Source organism: Noviherbaspirillum cavernae, assembly GCF_003590875.1.
Taxonomy (GTDB): Bacteria; Pseudomonadota; Gammaproteobacteria; order Burkholderiales; family Burkholderiaceae_D; genus Noviherbaspirillum; species Noviherbaspirillum cavernae.
Map to the genome: position 1 here is coordinate 2,945,020 of NZ_QYUN01000002.1, position 16,845 is coordinate 2,961,864.

Genomic DNA, 16,845 nt, shown 5'->3' on the forward strand with positions numbered 1-16,845 from the left:
AAAGCGGGCGTGATATTCATTGAGTTCGCCACGACAGCCACGACGGAACCCATCAGCAAACGCACTGCTTCCAACAACAATCTGCGGAGACAACATGAGAGTAAAAATCCTCGCCTCACTGGTCGGTTCCCTGTTCGCATTGCCCGCCGCCGCGCAAACCAGCATCCAGATCTACGGCATCGTCGACGGCGGCGTCCAGATATCCGATTTCGGCGGCGGAAAGCAATACAACCTCGCCAGCGGCATCGCCGAAGGATCGCGCATCGGCTTCAGCGGCAGCGAGGATCTGGGGGGCGGGTACAAGGCAATCTTCACGCTGGAAAGCCGCTTCGAAGTCGACACCGGCGACAACAAGAACGGCTTCATCGGCAAGAATCCGGCCTTCGCATTGATGAACGGCGCGCCGCTGCCGCCCTCGGTGTCGCTTGCCATCGCCACCGCACTCGGCCAGAACAATGCCGTCGTCAACAGCAACGGCGCCTTGTTCGACCGCACGGCCCAGGTCGGACTGGTGACGCCGATCGGCGGTTTCCTGTTCGGTCGCCAATACACGCCGGCCTATGAAGTGTTCGCGATGGCCGACACCTTCGAAACCGGCAGCGCCGGCGGCTGGGGCAGCATCGCCGGCGGCATCGGTTCGCTCTACACGCCAGGCGTGGCGATCCGCGTCAACAACGCGATGCAGTACAGAATTGAATTACCCAGCGGTTTCGGCGCATCGCTCATGTACAGCCCGGAGAAAAACGCAACCGGCTCGCTCGGCGTGTCCGAACGCTTCCTCGCCGGCGGCGTGCGCTACAAAGCCAAAGGATTCAACGTCGGCATCGCCTACAACACCGAGGACAACGCCACCGGCAGCAAATCCCTGACCTCCACCGTCATCGGCGGCTCGTATGGATGGGGCGACTTCAGGTTCTACGCCGGCTACATGAAGATGAAGAACGACAACCCCAGCCTCGCCACCGCGCTAGGGCCCACCATCACCGCAGCGCTCGGCCCGGCCGGCGCGCCGCTGGTGCCCGGCACGCTGGCCACGCTCAACAGCAATGCACGGCTCGACGGCAGCACCTACACGCTCGGCATGCATTACCGCATCGGCGCGGGCCGCCTGATGGGTGCGCTGTCCCGCACGACGGACGACATCATCGCCAACGCCAACGTCACCATGATCTCGCTCGGCTACGACTACAACATGTCCAAGCGCACCGACCTGTATATCTTCTACGCCCACGCCAACAACCAGTCCAACGCCCAGTACGCGCTCGGCGGCGGCGGCTATGGCGGCGGCTTCACCACACAGCGCGGCGAGAATGCGAACGCATTGCAACTGGGGATGCGGCACAGGTTTTAGTCGTGCTGGAATCAGAGGTGCAAAGGCATCCTTGAAGGCATGGCTGAGCGCGCTGCCCATGCCGAGAGAGATGAAGCAAAATGCGAAGAATGCGTGCCTCGGGCAACCGCTCGTCGAGGGAGACTCCCGGCACGCAATCCCGTCCTGTTATCGCGCGATGCCGCGTGGCTTGCCGAGATGCCAGAACACCACGCTGAGCATCAACACGGTCAGCACGCCGCACGCCAGCTTGAAGGCGCTCTCGAACAGCATGGGAGCGACCACGCCGGAGACCACGGCGAACACCAGCATCTGCACAAACGATTGCAGCGACGACGCGAGTCCGCGATTCTCGGGGAAGATATCGAGCGCCAGGATGGTCATGGCCGGCGTCGCCAGCGCCACGCCGAACGCATACAGTGCCAGCGGCAATACCGCCCATGGCACCGCCGCCGCGAAGAAGTAGTTGTAAGCCACGTTGAGTACAGCGGCAATCGCCATGATGAGCTGCCCCGCCAGGATCATCTTCAGCGGTGCAAAGCGCGCCGCGAAACGTGCCGCCAATGCCGAGCCGATCGTCATGCCGCTGATCATCGGAATGAACATCCAGCCGAAGGATGTCTCCGGCAGGTGCAGGATGTTCATCACGAAATTGGCGGCCGATCCGATATACAGGCCGAATCCGCCAAACGCGATGCCCATCGCCAGCGCCAGCAACAAGAAGCGCGGATGCGACAGCACCATCCAATAGTTTTTCACGATAGTCGCCGGGTGAAACGGATGACGCGCCGTGCGCGGCAGGCTCTCCGGCAATGCGCGATAACAGACCACGAACATCAGCAATCCGAATCCGCCGAGGAACAGGAAGACCGAGCGCCATCCGAACGCCACATGCAGCCAGCCGCCCAGCACCGGCGCAATCGCCGGCGCCAGACCGAACACCATCATGATGTAGGCCAGCACCCGCTGCGCCTCGGAACCGGAGGCGCGGTCCCGCACGATCGCACGGCTGACCACCGAGCCGCCACCGGCAGCCAGCCCCTGCACCGCTCGGCATACCAGCAGCCAGCCGAAGCTGGGTGCGAACGCCGCACCGAAAGACGCTGCGGTGTAGACCGCGAGCGACCACAGGATCACGGGACGGCGGCCGATGGAATCGGACAAGGTGCCGTAGAACAACATCATGAATGCGAATGCAAACAGAAACACGCTCAGTGTCTGCTGCACCAATACCTGACTGACATTGAAGTCCTGTCCGATTGCATGAAACGACGGCAAATAGGTGTCGATTGCCAAGGGGCCGACCATTGTCAGGCCGGCCAGGATCACTGTTGTCAGTTTGTTCATTGATGCGATTGTTTTGGAAAGCGCGCAGGCGCGACGTGCCGGGCGCGCCGCAGGGGAATGAGGCGCATGCCGCTTGAAAAAGGAAGAGCGCTATCGTACAGGGAAACGTTGCCGAGCGTATCGGGCGTGGCGCGAGCGGGGACGCCATCTGCATGGATGGCAGTAATTCGGGCGACGATGGATTGACAGGTTCCCTCCCCTTCAAGGGGAAGGAAGCTGCTCATGCGATTGTGGTTTTGATTTCTGACTTACTGGCAAGTCCGGCAATGGAAGGCAGGAGCGTACCTTCCGCCTTCAGCCTGTTCTCGCATCAGCATCAGCATCGTCACCATCTTCCACATCAAGCAAGCGTTCCTTCGTCGGCGCGATTTCGGCGACCAGATCGCGCAGACGCACCTTGTTCGGCATCGGTTCCAGCCGGTGCACCGCACCGGCTTGCGGCCGCACCAGGCAGGCATAGATCGCCTTGCCGTCGACGTGCATCATGCATTCCTTGCAGGCATTGGCGTTGATGCATGAATAGCGGAAGGCCAGCGTGTTGTCGAGATTGCTGCGCACCCAGCGCAGGCAATCCAGCAGCGACGCCGCGGCACCGACGGGGATTGCATAGATGTCAATGCGTGAAGGGCCATCGCCGCAACCGCGCTGCACTTGAAGCGTGATCACATTGTCGTGTGGTGCATCGTCTTGTGGTGGTTTCATTGTTTCAGTCCAGGCGCGAATGGTGCGACAGCAATCGCCGGTGGCGGCGAATTCAGCGGCAATGAGGGCTGCGATGAGGGCTGCGATGAGGGCTGCAATGAGGACAAGCCGGTCGATGCCGCCGCCGGCAAGTCAAGCCGTGCAACCGGCTGAGTGGCGAGCACCCAGCGGCCGGCTTGCAGGGCGATCGTCTGATTGAGAGTCCAGGACGCATCCTGGGTCGGATAATCCTCGCGCTGATGCGCGCCGCGGCTTTCCTTCCGCGCCAGCGCCGCGTGCGTCACGGCTTCCGCCACCAGCAGCATGTTGCGCAAGTCGAGCGCATCGAGTCGCACCGGATCCTGCGGACCGAGGCCGCCCGGCAGCGTCGTGCCGAGCGCGGCGCGCAATGCTGCCAGTCTGGCCAATCCCTCGGTCAGCCCGGCTTCGGTGCGAAACGGCCCGACATGGTCCTGCATCACGTCCTGCAATTGCGCCAGCAGCGCGATCGGATCGGGTGCATCGGATGACGAGCGCGGCGCTGCGGCCTGCGCGCAGGCCGAACGCCACGGCCTCGGTGATGGCGTTGCCGGACAAACGGTTCGCGCCGTTGGCTCCGCCGACCGCTTCTCCCGCGGCGAACAAGCCGGGTATGTCGGTGGCCAGATCGGTATCGACCCGAATGCCGCCCATGTGATAGTGCGCAATCGGTGCCACCTCCACCATGGACTGCCGCAGGTCGATGCCGTTCTCCAGCAGCTTGTCGATGATCGGTCCGAAGGCTTGCCGCAGCGTCGCCTCCGGTACGTGACGGAAACTGAGCCACGCGCCGCCGGAGGGCGAGCCGCGACCGGCTTCGACTTCCTTCAGGATCGCGTAGGTCGCGGCGTCGCGGGTGGTGGTGTACTGCGCATGCTCGGCGCGATTGCCATAGCGCTCCACGAATTCTTCGCCATTGCCGTTGAGCAGCCGGCCTCCGAGCTTGTAGCGGAACGGGTCCCACATGATCGGATCGAAACCGACCAGGCGCGGCGCGAGATGGCCTATCGGGAAAAACTGCACGAACTCCATATCGACCAGCGTGGCTCCCGCGCGCAGCGCCAGCGCAAAACCGTCGCCGCCCATGTTGAGCGAGGCGCTGTTGCGACGATACAGGCGGGTCAGGCCGCCGGTGGCGATGATGGTCGCGCCGGCATGAATCAGCACCGGCGCGCCGGTGGTCAGGTGCAAGGCCACCGCGCCCACCACGCTGCCGTGCTGCTGCAGCAATTCGACCACCAGCAGATCGCCGATGCGGCGAATATTCGGCTGGCGTGCGAGCTGGGTACGCAGCGTTTGGGCGACCGCCGGACCGGTATTGAGAAAGTCCACATACACGCAGCGAGGGCGGTCATGTCCGGGTGCCTGTACCTGCGTCAGCTCGCCATCCTCGCGCGCCCAGCCGACACCCCAGCTGTCGAGCAGGCGAATCGCGTCCCCCCCCTCTTCGCACAACAGGCGTGCCAGCGGTTCATTGCACAGGCCGCGACCCGCCTTCAAGGTGTCGGCATAGTGATGCCGCCAATGATCCTCCACCTGACCGCCCAGGGCTGCGGCGACTGTCATCTGCGCCATGATGGTGGCACCGCCGCGGCCGATCAGGCTGCGATCGGCCAGCAATACCTGACTGCCGGCTTGCGCAGCGGCCAGCGCCGCGCTCATGCCGGCTCCGCCGGCACCGATCACAAGTACATCGGTGTGCAGGTGCCGAATTGTGTTTGCTTGTACAGACATCATGTTGATTCCTTCGATCTTGTCGGCTGCCATAGAAGGCCGATATCAGGCCGATATCAGGCCGCGCCCAGATACGCCTTTTGCACACCAGGGTCTTGCGCCAGCTGCTGCGCACTGCCGTGCAAGACCACATGACCATGCTGCAGCACGTAGGCACGGTCGGCCAGTTCCAGCGCGATGCGCGCATTCTGCTCGACCAGCAAAATGGTCTGCCCCTCGGCTTTCCAGCGGAACAGGACCTCATACACGGCATCCACGTAACGCGGCGACAAGCCCATCGAGGGCTCGTCGATGCAGACCATGCGTGCCCGCCGCAGCCAGGCGCGACCCAGCGCGAGCATCTGTTGTTCGCCGCCGGACAGGGTGCCGGCCGCCTGCCGACGCCGTTCCGCCAGGCGGGGGAACGCCTCGAACACAAGGGCGAGGTCGGCTGCGATTGCCTCTTTTTCATGGCGGCGCGGATAGGCGCCCATCAGCAGGTTTTCCTGCACGGACATCTCCGCAAACACGCGCCGTCCTTCCGGCACGCTGGCCAGACCGAGGTCGATGATGTCGGCCGGCGGCTTGCCGTGCACCGCCTGCCCGTCCAATGCAATGCGTCCGCGCGTCGGCTTGACCAGCCCGAGTACCGACTTGAGCGTGGTCGATTTGCCGGACGCGTTGCCGCCCAGTACCGCAACCACTTCGCCGGGCCGAACCCGGAGACTGACGCCGAACAAGGCTTGCACTGCGCCGTAGTGGACATCGATGGCGTCAATTTCCAGCAAGCTGGCTGGCGACGCGGGGAGTTGAGTAATGTGATCAGCCAAGATGAGCATCCGTTGCATTGGGCCGCACACGCTGGCGGCCAAGATAGGCTTCAACCACTTCGGGATGGTTGAGCGCATGATCGGGACTTCCCTCTGCCAGCACCCGTCCCTGATTGAGCACGATCACGCGATCTGCCACGCGGCGCACCAGCGACAGCTTGTGTTCGATCACCAGAATGCCGAGCGCGGGCTGTTGCTGACGCAGCGCCAGCAGCAGCTCGGTCAACTCGGCCGTTTCGGTCGGGTTCATGCCGGCGGCCGGTTCATCCAGCAGCAGGAAGTCGGGTTTGCCGGCCAGCACCCGCGCGATTTCGAGGCGACGCCGATTGGCGTACGAGAGGCTGAAAGCCGGTGCCTCGCGGCGCGGCCAAAGCCGATCGCCGAAACGCTGCAAGGCTTCGCGCGCCAGCGTTTCCTGCTGTTCGACGCGCTGCCGCCAGCGCGGCAATGCAAGCAGGACACCCAGTGCTTCCTGCAACGGATTGACCAGGCCGCCATTCGGCTTGCGCAGCAGACCGGCTTGCGTTCCCAGCAGCACGCTGTCCCATATCGACAGCGCCGGAAAAACCCGCGATGTCTGGAAACTGCGGCCCAGCCCGAGCCGCGCAATGCGCTCGGGTGGCAGGCGGTCGATGCGACGCCCGCCCAGGTAAATGCGGCCGTGCGTCAGACGCTCGACGCCGCTGATCAGCTGGATCAAGGTGGATTTGCCGGCACCGTTAGGCCCGACCAATGCCAGCGTTTCGCCCGCAGCAAGGCTGAAGCTGACATCATCGACCGCCTTGACACCATCGAAATGCCGCGACACGCCTTGCAGCACCAGGCCGCTGTTGTCGCCGGAAAGTATGTTTGCAACCATTAACGCGCTCCCAGTAAACCGTGCGGCCGCAGGCGCAACACCAGCAGCAATACCAGTCCGTAGGCGATCATGCGCCACTCGGCAAACGAGCGCAGCAATTCAGGCAGCAGGGTCAATGCGAAGCCTGCCAGCGCGGCGCCGGTCAGGTTGCCGAGCCCGCCGAGTACTGCAATGGTCAGCAACAGGATCGAACCCTGCACCGTAAAGCTTTCGGGACTGACCACGCCTTGAACGTAGGCAAACAGAGCCCCTGCGAGGCCGGCCAGCAGGCCGGACACGGCAAAGCCCATCAAGATGTATCGCCGCACCGGCAAGCCGGCCGCATGCGCTGCGAGCCGGTCCTCGCGTATGCCGCGCCAGACCCGTCCCACGCCTGAATTGAGCAGGCGTTGCGTCACGCATAGCGCAAGTGCGACAACCAGCGCCACCAGCCAGTATTTCTGGCCGATGGTAGCCAGCCGCAGGTCGCCCAGCAAAGCCAGGCGCGGCACCGGGATGTTGACTAGCCTCATCGGCCCGCGCGTCACCGGCAGCCAGGTCATGAAGATGAGAAAGCCGATTTGTCCCACCGCCAGTGTGCCCAGCGCGGCGGTGTGTCCGCTCAATTGCAGCAGCGGCAAGGCGGTCACCACGGCCACCGCCGCCGTCAGCAGCGCGGCGACAGGAAGCACCACCTCGGTGGGCCAGCCGTAATTGCGCGCCAGCACACCCAGTGCGTAGGCGCCGACGCCGTAGAAGGCCGCATGACCGATGGACAGGATGCCAAGCGCGCCGGACACCAGCGTCACGCTCGCCACCAGCAGCGCAAACACCATGCCGTACACCACCGCCTGCAACACATAGGCACTCTGCGTCATCACCGGCAGCAGCGCCAGCACGATGCCCGCCGCCAGGAACCCCCACGGCGGCAACTCGAACGCGCGCGTCAAACCGCGCTGACTCGACGCGGAAGCCAGTATACTGGTGCTTGGCATCGCGCCGGACGCGCCGCCGGTACCGCCCAGCGCGTCGAGCCGGCGATCGCCCAGCAGGCCGCACGGCCGGAAAACCAGAAATACCAGCAGCAGCGTGAAGGCCGCCAGATCGCGAAAGCCCTCGCCGATATACGCGCTTGCCATGGTCTCCACCATGCCCAGTAACAGTCCGCCGAGCACTGCACCGGGAATGCTGGTCAGTCCCCCCAACAAGGCGGCGGCGAAACCCTTCAAACCGAACGGCGTCCCCATTTGCGGAAACACGCTCTTGAAGTACAGCGCCACCAGAATGCCGCTTAACGCGCCCAGCGCACCGGCCAGCCCGAACGCCAGCCGCTTGACATTGGCGGTACGCACGCCGAGTTGGGCCACGGCATCGCGGTCCTGCGCGGTGGCGCGCAAGGTGCGTCCGGTCCATGTGCGAGACAGGAACCAGGTCAGCCCCAGCGCGGCAGCGCCGCCGAAAACGAAAATCAGCAAATCGGTACTGGTGAGGTAAGCGCCGCCGAAAAAGAAAGTGACTTCGTCGAACGGCAAGGGGAAAGCCTGCCCCTCCGGCGACCAGACGATTTCCGCCAGCTGATCGATGATGATGCTGATGGCCAGCGTCGACAGCACCGGCGCGATGTAGGGTGCGTTCTCTAGCGGCCGCAACGCCACACGCTCGAGCAGCATGCCCAGCAGCGTCACCAGAGCGACGGCAGCCAGCGCCGCCACCGGCAAGGGCAGATGCAGCAGCGTGACGCCGCTGAACGCGAAGAACGCGCCGAGCATGAACAACGCGCCCTGCGCGAAATTGATGAGATTCGATACACCGAAGACGAGGCTGAAGCCAAGTGCGATCAATGCATACACCTGCCCGATGGCGAGGCCATTGAGCAGTTGACTGAAAAAGAGTTCAAGCATGGGTACACCGGGGAAACAAGCTCACGCCGCGCACGGACGCGACGCGAGAGGGATGGAAATTGATGCAGGAATATCCGCGGAAAATTCAGGCTTGCTCAGGCATCAGCAGTTCAGACGACGCCGGATTTACACGTCCCCTTCCCCTTCAAGGGGAAGGTTGGGATGGGGATGGGTTTTACGCTGCTGCCTTGCCCTTCCTCTCCTGTGAAGAGAGCGGGCATGAGAATGCTGCGTCGCCTGAGCTGTTGGCTGCCATGTAAATTCATCCAGGAACATGCGCCAAACAACACCGCGCATGTTCCCTGCTCAAATCAAAACAGCTGCAACTCGCCTTTGCGCACGGTGATGAAGGTCGGTTCCTTCTTCACATTGCCGTTGTCGTACTTCGTCACGCCGGTCACGCCTTTGTAAGCCGGCCCGTTGGCCAACTCATCACGCACAGCCTGGCCAGTCAGCGGCTTGCCCGACTTGATCACGCGGCGGATTGCCTCCACGCCCACACCGGCGGCGTCATATGCCAACGCCGCGAACTGGTCCGGCACGCGGCCATACTTTGCCTTGTACTCATCGACGAACACCTTCTTCGACGGATCGCCGGCAAAGAAAATGCTATGCAACACCACGCCATCGGCGGTCTTGCCCGCCAGTTCGATGAACTTCGGCGATGTCAGCGGAATGCCGCCGCCGACCGGAATATCCACGCCGGCCTGGTGCAACTGTTGAATGAAAATCGACGCCTCCTGATACGGCAGCGCCAGGAACACGCCTTCCGGTTTCAGCGCCTTGATCTTGCTGACCAGCGGACGGAAATCCTTCGAGTTCGGCACGACGCTTTCGAGCAGCAGCACTTTGCCGCCGTCTTTCTCGATCGCAGCCGCAGTGGCTTTGCCGGTGTAGACGCCCCAGTCATCCTGGGAATACGGGATCACGACAGTACGCGCCTTGAGCTTCTTGTGAATGGTGTCGGCGTTGTACTGCGCCAGAATGTCATCGGTATTGTTTTGCCGGAACTGGTACGGGCTCTGCTTGGTGAAATCGGGATGCGACGCGGTCGGGCTGATCTGAGGAATCCTTGCCTCCGTGAAGATGGGCGCAGCCGCCAGCGAAGCCGTGGTCGACCATGAACCGATGGCCAGCACAACACCCGGCGTGGCAACGATCTTGCGCGCCACGGTAGCGGCTTCCTGCGGCGAATTCCGATCGTCCTCCACGATCACCTTGACAGGCCGTCCCTCCACACCGCCCTGTGCATTGATCTTGTCGATATAAAGCTCGACTGCATTCTTGAAACTTGCCCCGTACTCGGCGAAATTGCCGGACAAGTGCGAGAAAAATCCGATCGACACCGGCTCTGCCGCGTGCACGGACGACATGACAAGTGAAAAGGACGAAAGTGCAATGGTGGCGTGCACCAGCAAACGGGATGGATGAAAACGCATGAGCAAGGTCCTCTGATCTCAAGAAAATTCAACAGCCGAGGACGACGTAACATCGTCGCGTTGCCTCAGCGCCTCAAGTACAGGCGCAACATTAAAGATTGACGCAGAAACTGGCCACGAATCATTTCAAATATGCTTAGTGCAGTTTTGAGTAAGGGAAATGATTTCGGAATGTCGCGTGGTGAACAAGTCGACGCACATTTCGTCATGAGCGCGAACGACATGACGCAGCGCGCGGCAAGTCACCCACTGGCGATCGAAGCGGGACTGACGCAACTGCTGGAGCAATACGAGAAGGAGAAGACACTGCACGGCCGGCGCGTAGTGGTGAGCAATGACTGCCGGCCAGAGCGGGAGGTATTGCCAAGAACCGGCCCCTTGGCGGTCAAGGTGCCGAAGGTGCGTCACCGTCCCGGCAACGACCGAGATCAAGGACAAGCTCGTTCTTTTGAAGAATCGGTCTTGATCACGGCCTGACGCATGGCGATGCAACCAGAAATTCCCTCGCTCTGGGCAAGCAAGGTACCTATCCGCTACCGCAGCCCCAGAAACAACAAAGCCCAACCTTGTGGGCTGGGCCAAGTCATTGAATCCATTGGTGCTGATGAGAGGAGTCGAACCTCCGACCTACTGATTACGAATTAGCAATTATCATGCTAAGCCTTTGAAAATTAAGACAAATACTCGGCAATCCGATACGGTACAGTCTCACCAAGGAGCGAAACCGCCATACCTTTTACTGGCATGAAATCGGATAACGTCACGTTCAAAGTATCTACCAACATTTGGTTCCTCTCCCGGCCTGCGCCGATTTCCTTTACTGCGCCGCTGGCGGTGTCCAGCCGGCCCTCCGCGCCAAGATTTGCCATTGCGGTTCTTCTTCGGCGATGATTTCTTTGCAGTAGTTCAAAACCAAAGTAATCGCTTCGCTAAATTTTTTTCGGCGAAGATCATCTGATTTTGCAAATCCTGAAGCCATAGATTGCAATCGTGTTTTGGCGCTTGTGTTCATACCTGCAATGGATCGCAAGCTGCTGGCGAGACCTGCGGAGGCTTTCTTCAAAAATTCGTCCTCGGTTTCAATCGCAAGCTGACTCAGCTTGTTCAAAGTCGCAGCGACAGACGCTTCTGCGTCCAAAACTTTCAGCATGGTCTTATATTCTTTTTTGTCATCGGCTTTTCTCATTTCCATCCCTTTACTTGTTTGGCTTTCCGAATCATTGATAACAGCGAAGTGAAGCATGTCTCGCATTGAGATCACGTTGCCTGGCCTGATCCGCATTGACCTGATCGATGGGCACATACTGCCAGTTCGAATATTTCAATTGGAGCTGCTTCAACTCTTGGTTGATCGAATCACATTGAGTGGCTCTCGCACGCTCGCCAATTTCAGACGCGCGGGCACTGTTCGCGCGATCCAGTCCACGCTGCATTAAATCGACCTGCTGTTGAAATGGCATGTTGTCAGGAACGGTATATATCCCCTCGACCAAGGATTTGTGCTTCTGGCAATGATCCTTTGCCCAGAAGGATTCGCCGTTGTAGGCTCTGCATCGATAGATGGTATCGGCCAGACTTGAAGTCGCGATCAAAATTGATGTGGCAGCCGACGCAATGACGAATATTCTGGGTATTAGCGGCATGGACATTTTTGTTTCGCTTCCTCAGTCGATCTCGATTTTTTCTATCGGGTGAGCTTGGAAATGGCGCTCTGTGCATTTGCCTCTGTCTCGAAGCGAAGCTGCCTATCAGACGGACCACGCATTACTTCCAAATGTCCGTCTGCATAGCGACGCACGACTTCAAATGGACGGAACGGTGCAAGACTAGCGACGCCAATGATGTTCTTGCGCACTCGCCACCCTGCCTCTTCAGACAGCGCCCCAGGTGTCCGCGAGGCGAGGTGCAATTGGTGTAACTGCCGACTCAGCAACACCCGTTTTCGAGCCCGTTGTTTCATGATTGTTTCCCTAGATCGGGGAGAACTTATAGTCTTTAGCAACCAGCACAACAGCATTGCCGAAGGCGACAAATATGCTGGCGTCTTTTGCTTGCTTCACCAGTTCAGTCATGAAGGCATCTTTCATACGCTCTCGACCCGCTTCCTTGTAAAACTGCGGCCACGTCAACGTAATAACATCCTTCGCTGATTTGTTGAGTAGGTCTCTCAAATCCTCAACAACATCTGCCACCGATTTAGCCATATTCGCACCCTCTAAAGTCAATAATGATAATCAACCGTAAGTAAGTTATAACACTTTTCTAAGAAATGCTAAGGATTTATAAGAATTCCTAAAAAATTTATGACCAAATGCAAACCGCGAACATTTCACGCAGTTTTTCTTGAGACACTTTTAGGTAGGGCATGATGTGATCCAGTTCGGCATGTCCCAAAAGCTGCTGCACGGTTTCGATATCGACCCCTCTCATCAAAAGATTAGAAGCGAATGACCGCCTGCCGCTGTGACTAGGGCCGCCGCGAATGCCTGCGTCCTTGTAGAGTTTGGTGATATGAGATTGAAGGCTGTCACAGGCCAGATAATCGACCTGCTCCCCGGCCTCATTGATGCGCCGTTTTGTGATCGCTTACGCCTCGCACCATTTCGTCTTCAGTGCGTCGCGCCCAGTCATCGGCGTCGCGTTTAGTGCGGAAGGTCTTTGAAGCGGTGGGCCAGCCGTGCTTACGTATAACGGCTTTCCAAGTGCCAGATGGAGTCTTAACGATGGCCGCCATGTCCCTTTTGTGAATGCCAAGTGTACCGATAATGTACTTTTTGCACCCCACAAAAGCAAACGCCTTACGTGAATTTCACGTAAGGCGTTTGCTTTTATTGGTGCTGATGAGAGGAGTCGAACCTCCGACCTACTGATTACGAATCAGTTGCTCTACCAACTGAGCTACATCAGCGAAGACGCGTATTCTAGCAAAAAATCAAGCTTTTCCGCCAGACATCCTGTCGCCCGACCGACGTGATCCACGTCATGTCAATTAAACAAACACTCACTCCCCGTGATAGCCGGTCACGCGCTCGACTTCGTTCTTCGAGCCGAGGAACACGGCAACGCGTTCATGCAGTTTCGTCGGCTGAATGTCCATGATGCGCTGCTTGCCGTTCGTCGCGGCGCCACCTGCCTGTTCGACGAGGAAGGCCATCGGGTTGGCTTCGTACATCAGGCGCAGCTTGCCTGGCTTGTCCGGCTCACGCGCATCGGCGGGGTACATGAAGATGCCGCCGCGGTTCAGGATGCGGTGGACGTCGGCGACCATCGAGGCGATCCAGCGCATGTTGAAGTCCTTGCCGCGCGCGCCGGTTTTTCCTGCGAGCAGTTCATCGACATAACGCTTGACCGGCGGATACCAGTGGCGGGCATTGGAGGCGTTGATCGCGAATTCCTTGGTGTCGGCCGGGATTTGCATGTTGCGCTGGGTGAGCACCCATGAGCCCATTTCGCGGTCGAGCGTGAAGCAGTTGACGCCGTCGCCGGTGGTGAGGACCAGCACAGTCTGCGGACCGTACACGGCGTAGCCGGCGGCGACCTGTTTCGTGCCCGGTTGCAGGAAGTCCTTTTCGGTCGGCTCTTGCATGCCATCCGGCGCTTTCAGCACGGAGAAGATGGTGCCGATGGAGACGTTGACGTCGATGTTGCTGGAGCCGTCGAGCGGATCGAACAGCAGCATGTATTCGCCCTTCGGATAGCGGTGCGGAATCGGGTGGATGGTTTCCATTTCTTCCGATGCCATCGCGGCGAGGTGGCCGCCCCATTCGTTGGCTTCGAGCAGGATTTCGTTGGAGAGCACGTCGAGTTTCTTCTGCACTTCTCCCTGCACGTTTTCGCTGCCGGCGCTGCCGAGCACTTCGCCCAGCGCGCCCTTGCCGACGGCATGGCTGATGGATTTGCAGGCGCGCGCGACCACTTCGATCAGGAGGCGCAGTTCTGCGGGAATCTTGTTGTTCTGTCGCTGTTCTTCGACCAGGTATTGCGTGAGGCTGACACGTTTCATATGTTGCGTTCCAGTGTGACGATGATTAATTGGCAAGGGATTTGGTGACGACTTCGAGCACGTCTTTCGACAGGCCCTTGGTGTCGGCGACCTGCTTCAGCGCGGCGCGCATCTTGCCCTGCAAGACGGGTGCGTACTTGCGCCAGCGGTCGAGGCTGCGCGCGAGGCGTGCCGCGACTTGCGGGTTGATCGCGTTGAGCGCGATGACTTGCTCCGCCCAGAAGGCGTAGCCGCTGCCGTCGACCGCATGGAATTGCGATGGGTTGCCGTTGCAGAATCCGAAAAGCAGGCTGCGCGCGCGGTTCGGGTTCTTCAGCGTGAATGCGGAATGTTTCATCAGTTTGCGCACGGCCTTGACGTCGGTGGTGCGGGCTGTGGCTTGCAGCATGAACCACTTGTCGATGACCAGCGCTTCGTTTTCGAACTCGTTATAGAAGGTGTCGAGCGCGGCGACCTTGCCAGGCGCATTGCTGTTGACGAGCGCGGTCAGCGCGACCAGTCGGTCGGTCATGTTGTTGGCGTTGTCGTACTGGGTCTGCGCCAGCACGTGCGCTTCGATGTCATCCAGTTCGATCATGTAGGACAAGGCGAGGTTCTTCAAGCCGCGCTTGCCGGCCGATGCGGCGTCAGGGCTGTAGGTGCCGGGCGTGCGGTTCGACTGGTAGGCAACCAGCCAGTCGATGCGCAGCGCGCTTGCCAGCGAGCGGCGCAGGAACCGGCGCACCGTGTGAATCGCCTGCGGGTCCACCATGTCCATCTGTTCCGCGATCACGGTTTCCGACGGCAGGGTCAAGGCAAATTCGCGGAACGCGGAATCGAGCGCGGTGGCGTCCAGCATGGCGCGGAAGCTCTCCGTCAATACAGGCTCGTCGCCATCGTCATCTGCCAGCACGTGGCCGTCCTGCACGTCGCGGGTCAGTTCCAGCATGCGGCGCATGGCAAGGCGCTGGCCTGCCTCCCAGCGATTGAAGGGGTCGCTGTCGTTGGCCATCAGGAAGGCGAGTTCGACGTCGGTATAGTCGATTTCCAGAATCACCGGCGCGGAGAAGTCGCGCAGGATGGACGGCACGGGCTGCTCCGGCACGTCGGTGAAGACGAAGGTCTGCTTCTCCTTCGTGAGTTCCAGCACCATTGTGGTGCCGGCCTGCGCGTGTCCTTCGAGATGGAGCGGCATATCGCTGCCATGGCTGTTGAGCAAGCCGACCTTGACCGGAATGTGGAATGGCAGCTTCCTGTCCTCGCCGGGCGTCGGCGGGCAGGATTGCGACAGCGTGAGTTCGTACTTCCTGCCGACCGGATCGTAATGCGTGTCCACGGTCACGCGCGGTGTGCCGGCCTGGCTGTACCACAGCTCGAATTGCGTCAGGTCGCGGTCGTTGGCATCGGCCATCGCGGCGCGGAAGTCGTCGCATTCGACCGCCTGCCCGTCGTGCCGCTGAAAGTAGAGATCCATGCCCTTGCGGAAGCCGTCGCGGCCGAGCAGGGTCTGGTACATGCGCACCACTTCCGAACCTTTTTCGTAGATGGTGACGGTGTAGAAATTATTGATCTCGACGTAGGAATCGGGCCGCACCGGATGCGCCATCGGGCCGGCGTCCTCCGGGAACTGCGCCTGACGCAGCACGCGCACGTCCTCGATGCGCTTGACCGCGCGGCCGCTGTCGGTGCCGATCATGTCGGCGGAAAATTCCTGATCGCGGAACACGGTCAGGCCTTCCTTCAACGATAGCTGGAACCAATCGCGGCAGGTGACGCGGTTGCCGGTCCAGTTGTGGAAATACTCGTGGCCCACCACCGATTCGATGCCGGCGTAATCGGCATCGGTCGCGATGCGCGGATTGGCCAGCACGTACTTGGTGTTGAAGATATTGAGGCCCTTGTTCTCCATCGCGCCCATGTTGAAGTCGCCGACCGCGACGATCATGAAACGGTCGAGGTCGAGTTCCAGGCCGAAGCGTTCCTCATCCCAGCGGATGCTGTTCTTCAGCGAATCCATCGCATGCTGCGTCTTGTCGAGATTACCCTCCTCGACCCAGACCTGCAGCAGCACTTCACGGCCCGACTGCAGCGTGTACTTTTCTTCCTGGCAAACGAGTTGTCCCGCGACGAGCGCGAACAGGTAGGACGGCTTCTTGAACGGGTCTTCCCACACGGCGTAGTGACGGCCATCGCCAAGATCGCCTTCCTCGATCAGGTTCCCGTTGGACAGCAGCACCGGATACTTCTTCTTGTCGGCGCGCAGCATGACGGTGTATTTCGCCATCACGTCGGGCCGGTCGGGGAAGTAGGTGATCTTGCGGAAGCCCTCGGCTTCGCATTGCGTGAAAAAGTTGCCGTTGGAAACGTACAAACCCATCAGCGAGGTATTGCGATCCGGATGGGTCAGCGTCTCGATTTCGAGCGTGACCTTGTCGGGCGCATTGAAAATCTCCAATGTCCCATCGTGCAGCGTGTAGGCGCGCTTCGTGAGCGGCTTGCCGTTCATGCGCAACTGCACGAGTTCCAGCGCTTCGCCGCACAGCACGAGACTCTTGTTGCGGCTGTCGCGGTTGCGCGTCATCGTGAGCCGAGTCGCGACGCGCGTGATGGCCGGGTCGAGGTCGAAACCCATTTCGACGGTGTCGACCCAATAGCTCGGCGGTGTGTAGTCCTTGCGATAAATCGTTTGGGGAGTATCGGTGCGCATAAGGGATAATTGGCGTCGGAGTTTTGAAGCAAAATGGC

Annotated in this window: 16 protein-coding genes, 1 tRNA gene and 2 pseudogenes; 2 read left to right on the plus strand and 17 right to left on the minus strand. The window is 60.4% G+C overall.

The window, feature by feature from the left end:
• The first annotated feature begins 94 nt into the window (after positions 1–94).
• Positions 95–1,351 (plus strand): porin, encoded by a 1,257-nt coding sequence (locus D3870_RS13790; protein WP_119739936.1) that lies wholly within the window; start codon positions 95–97, stop codon positions 1,349–1,351.
• A gap of 147 nt (positions 1,352–1,498) precedes the next feature.
• Here D3870_RS13790 and D3870_RS13795 read toward each other — a convergent pair whose 3' ends face one another.
• The 9 genes and pseudogenes from D3870_RS13795 to D3870_RS13825 all read right to left on the minus strand — a co-directional run bounded on the left by D3870_RS13795 (position 1,499) and on the right by D3870_RS13825 (position 10,118).
• On the minus strand, positions 1,499–2,677 hold the full coding sequence (locus D3870_RS13795) for a multidrug effflux MFS transporter (protein ID WP_119739938.1): 1,179 nt from the start codon (positions 2,675–2,677) through the stop codon (positions 1,499–1,501).
• Positions 2,674–2,901: a hypothetical protein gene (locus tag D3870_RS22110; protein WP_147375798.1), complete on the minus strand. Its 228-nt coding sequence runs from the start codon at positions 2,899–2,901 to the stop codon at positions 2,674–2,676. The genes D3870_RS13795 and D3870_RS22110 overlap by 4 nt, the downstream gene beginning before the upstream one ends.
• Positions 2,902–2,971: 70 nt before the next feature.
• Positions 2,972–3,379 carry a 2Fe-2S iron-sulfur cluster-binding protein gene (locus tag D3870_RS13800; RefSeq protein ID WP_119739940.1) on the minus strand — a complete coding sequence of 136 codons (408 nt, stop codon included), beginning with the start codon at positions 3,377–3,379 and terminating at the stop codon, positions 2,972–2,974.
• Positions 3,376–3,837 (minus strand): hypothetical protein, encoded by a 462-nt coding sequence (locus D3870_RS22810; RefSeq protein WP_242489979.1) that lies wholly within the window; start codon positions 3,835–3,837, stop codon positions 3,376–3,378. The genes D3870_RS13800 and D3870_RS22810 overlap by 4 nt, the downstream gene beginning before the upstream one ends.
• 163 nt (positions 3,838–4,000) lie before the next feature.
• A pseudogene (locus tag D3870_RS13805) lies at positions 4,001–5,164 on the minus strand (FAD-binding protein); the annotation flags it as partial.
• A gap of 23 nt (positions 5,165–5,187) precedes the next feature.
• A complete protein-coding gene (locus D3870_RS13810) occupies positions 5,188–5,940 on the minus strand; it encodes an ABC transporter ATP-binding protein (RefSeq protein WP_242489980.1) in 753 nt (250 codons plus the stop codon).
• The gene (locus D3870_RS13815) at positions 5,933–6,799 is read right to left on the minus strand and encodes an ABC transporter ATP-binding protein (RefSeq protein ID WP_119739944.1); all 867 of its coding nucleotides are present in this window, start codon (positions 6,797–6,799) and stop codon (positions 5,933–5,935) included. Before D3870_RS13815 ends, D3870_RS13810 begins: the two co-directional genes overlap by 8 nt.
• On the minus strand, positions 6,799–8,679 hold the full coding sequence (locus tag D3870_RS13820; RefSeq protein ID WP_119739946.1) for an ABC transporter permease: 1,881 nt from the start codon (positions 8,677–8,679) through the stop codon (positions 6,799–6,801). Before D3870_RS13820 ends, D3870_RS13815 begins: the two co-directional genes overlap by 1 nt.
• A gap of 311 nt (positions 8,680–8,990) precedes the next feature.
• Positions 8,991–10,118 carry an ABC transporter substrate-binding protein gene (locus tag D3870_RS13825; protein WP_119739948.1) on the minus strand — a complete coding sequence of 376 codons (1,128 nt, stop codon included), beginning with the start codon at positions 10,116–10,118 and terminating at the stop codon, positions 8,991–8,993.
• A gap of 171 nt (positions 10,119–10,289) precedes the next feature.
• On the opposite strand from D3870_RS13825, the gene D3870_RS13830 reads away from it, so the two are divergent.
• Positions 10,290–10,595 carry a hypothetical protein gene (locus D3870_RS13830; RefSeq protein WP_119739950.1) on the plus strand — a complete coding sequence of 102 codons (306 nt, stop codon included), beginning with the start codon at positions 10,290–10,292 and terminating at the stop codon, positions 10,593–10,595.
• A 340-nt stretch (positions 10,596–10,935) separates the two neighbouring features.
• Here the strand turns inward: D3870_RS13830 and D3870_RS13835 are convergent, their stop codons facing one another.
• The 8 genes and pseudogenes from D3870_RS13835 to pepN all read right to left on the minus strand — a co-directional run bounded on the left by D3870_RS13835 (position 10,936) and on the right by pepN (position 16,807).
• A complete protein-coding gene (locus D3870_RS13835; protein ID WP_119739952.1) occupies positions 10,936–11,361 on the minus strand; it encodes a hypothetical protein in 426 nt (141 codons plus the stop codon).
• The gene (locus tag D3870_RS22115) at positions 11,336–11,767 is read right to left on the minus strand and encodes a hypothetical protein (protein WP_147375799.1); all 432 of its coding nucleotides are present in this window, start codon (positions 11,765–11,767) and stop codon (positions 11,336–11,338) included. Before D3870_RS22115 ends, D3870_RS13835 begins: the two co-directional genes overlap by 26 nt.
• Before the next feature lie 321 nt (positions 11,768–12,088).
• Positions 12,089–12,322, minus strand: a complete 234-nt coding sequence (locus D3870_RS13845; protein ID WP_119739956.1) for a hypothetical protein — start codon at positions 12,320–12,322, stop codon at positions 12,089–12,091.
• Positions 12,323–12,419: 97 nt separating this feature from the next.
• Positions 12,420–12,701 carry a tyrosine-type recombinase/integrase gene (locus tag D3870_RS22815; protein WP_119739958.1) on the minus strand — a complete coding sequence of 94 codons (282 nt, stop codon included), beginning with the start codon at positions 12,699–12,701 and terminating at the stop codon, positions 12,420–12,422.
• Between the two features lie 4 nt (positions 12,702–12,705).
• Positions 12,706–12,852 (minus strand): annotated as a pseudogene (locus tag D3870_RS22820) (site-specific integrase); the annotation flags it as partial.
• Positions 12,853–12,950: 98 nt separating this feature from the next.
• Positions 12,951–13,026: transfer RNA gene (locus tag D3870_RS13860), tRNA-Thr, on the minus strand.
• 93 nt (positions 13,027–13,119) lie between these two features.
• Positions 13,120–14,121: a class 1 fructose-bisphosphatase gene (locus D3870_RS13865; RefSeq protein ID WP_119739960.1), complete on the minus strand. Its 1,002-nt coding sequence runs from the start codon at positions 14,119–14,121 to the stop codon at positions 13,120–13,122.
• A 25-nt stretch (positions 14,122–14,146) separates the two neighbouring features.
• Positions 14,147–16,807, minus strand: coding sequence for an aminopeptidase N (gene pepN / locus D3870_RS13870; RefSeq protein WP_119739962.1), 2,661 nt, complete (start codon positions 16,805–16,807; stop codon positions 14,147–14,149).
• Positions 16,808–16,845: the final 38 nt, after the last annotated feature.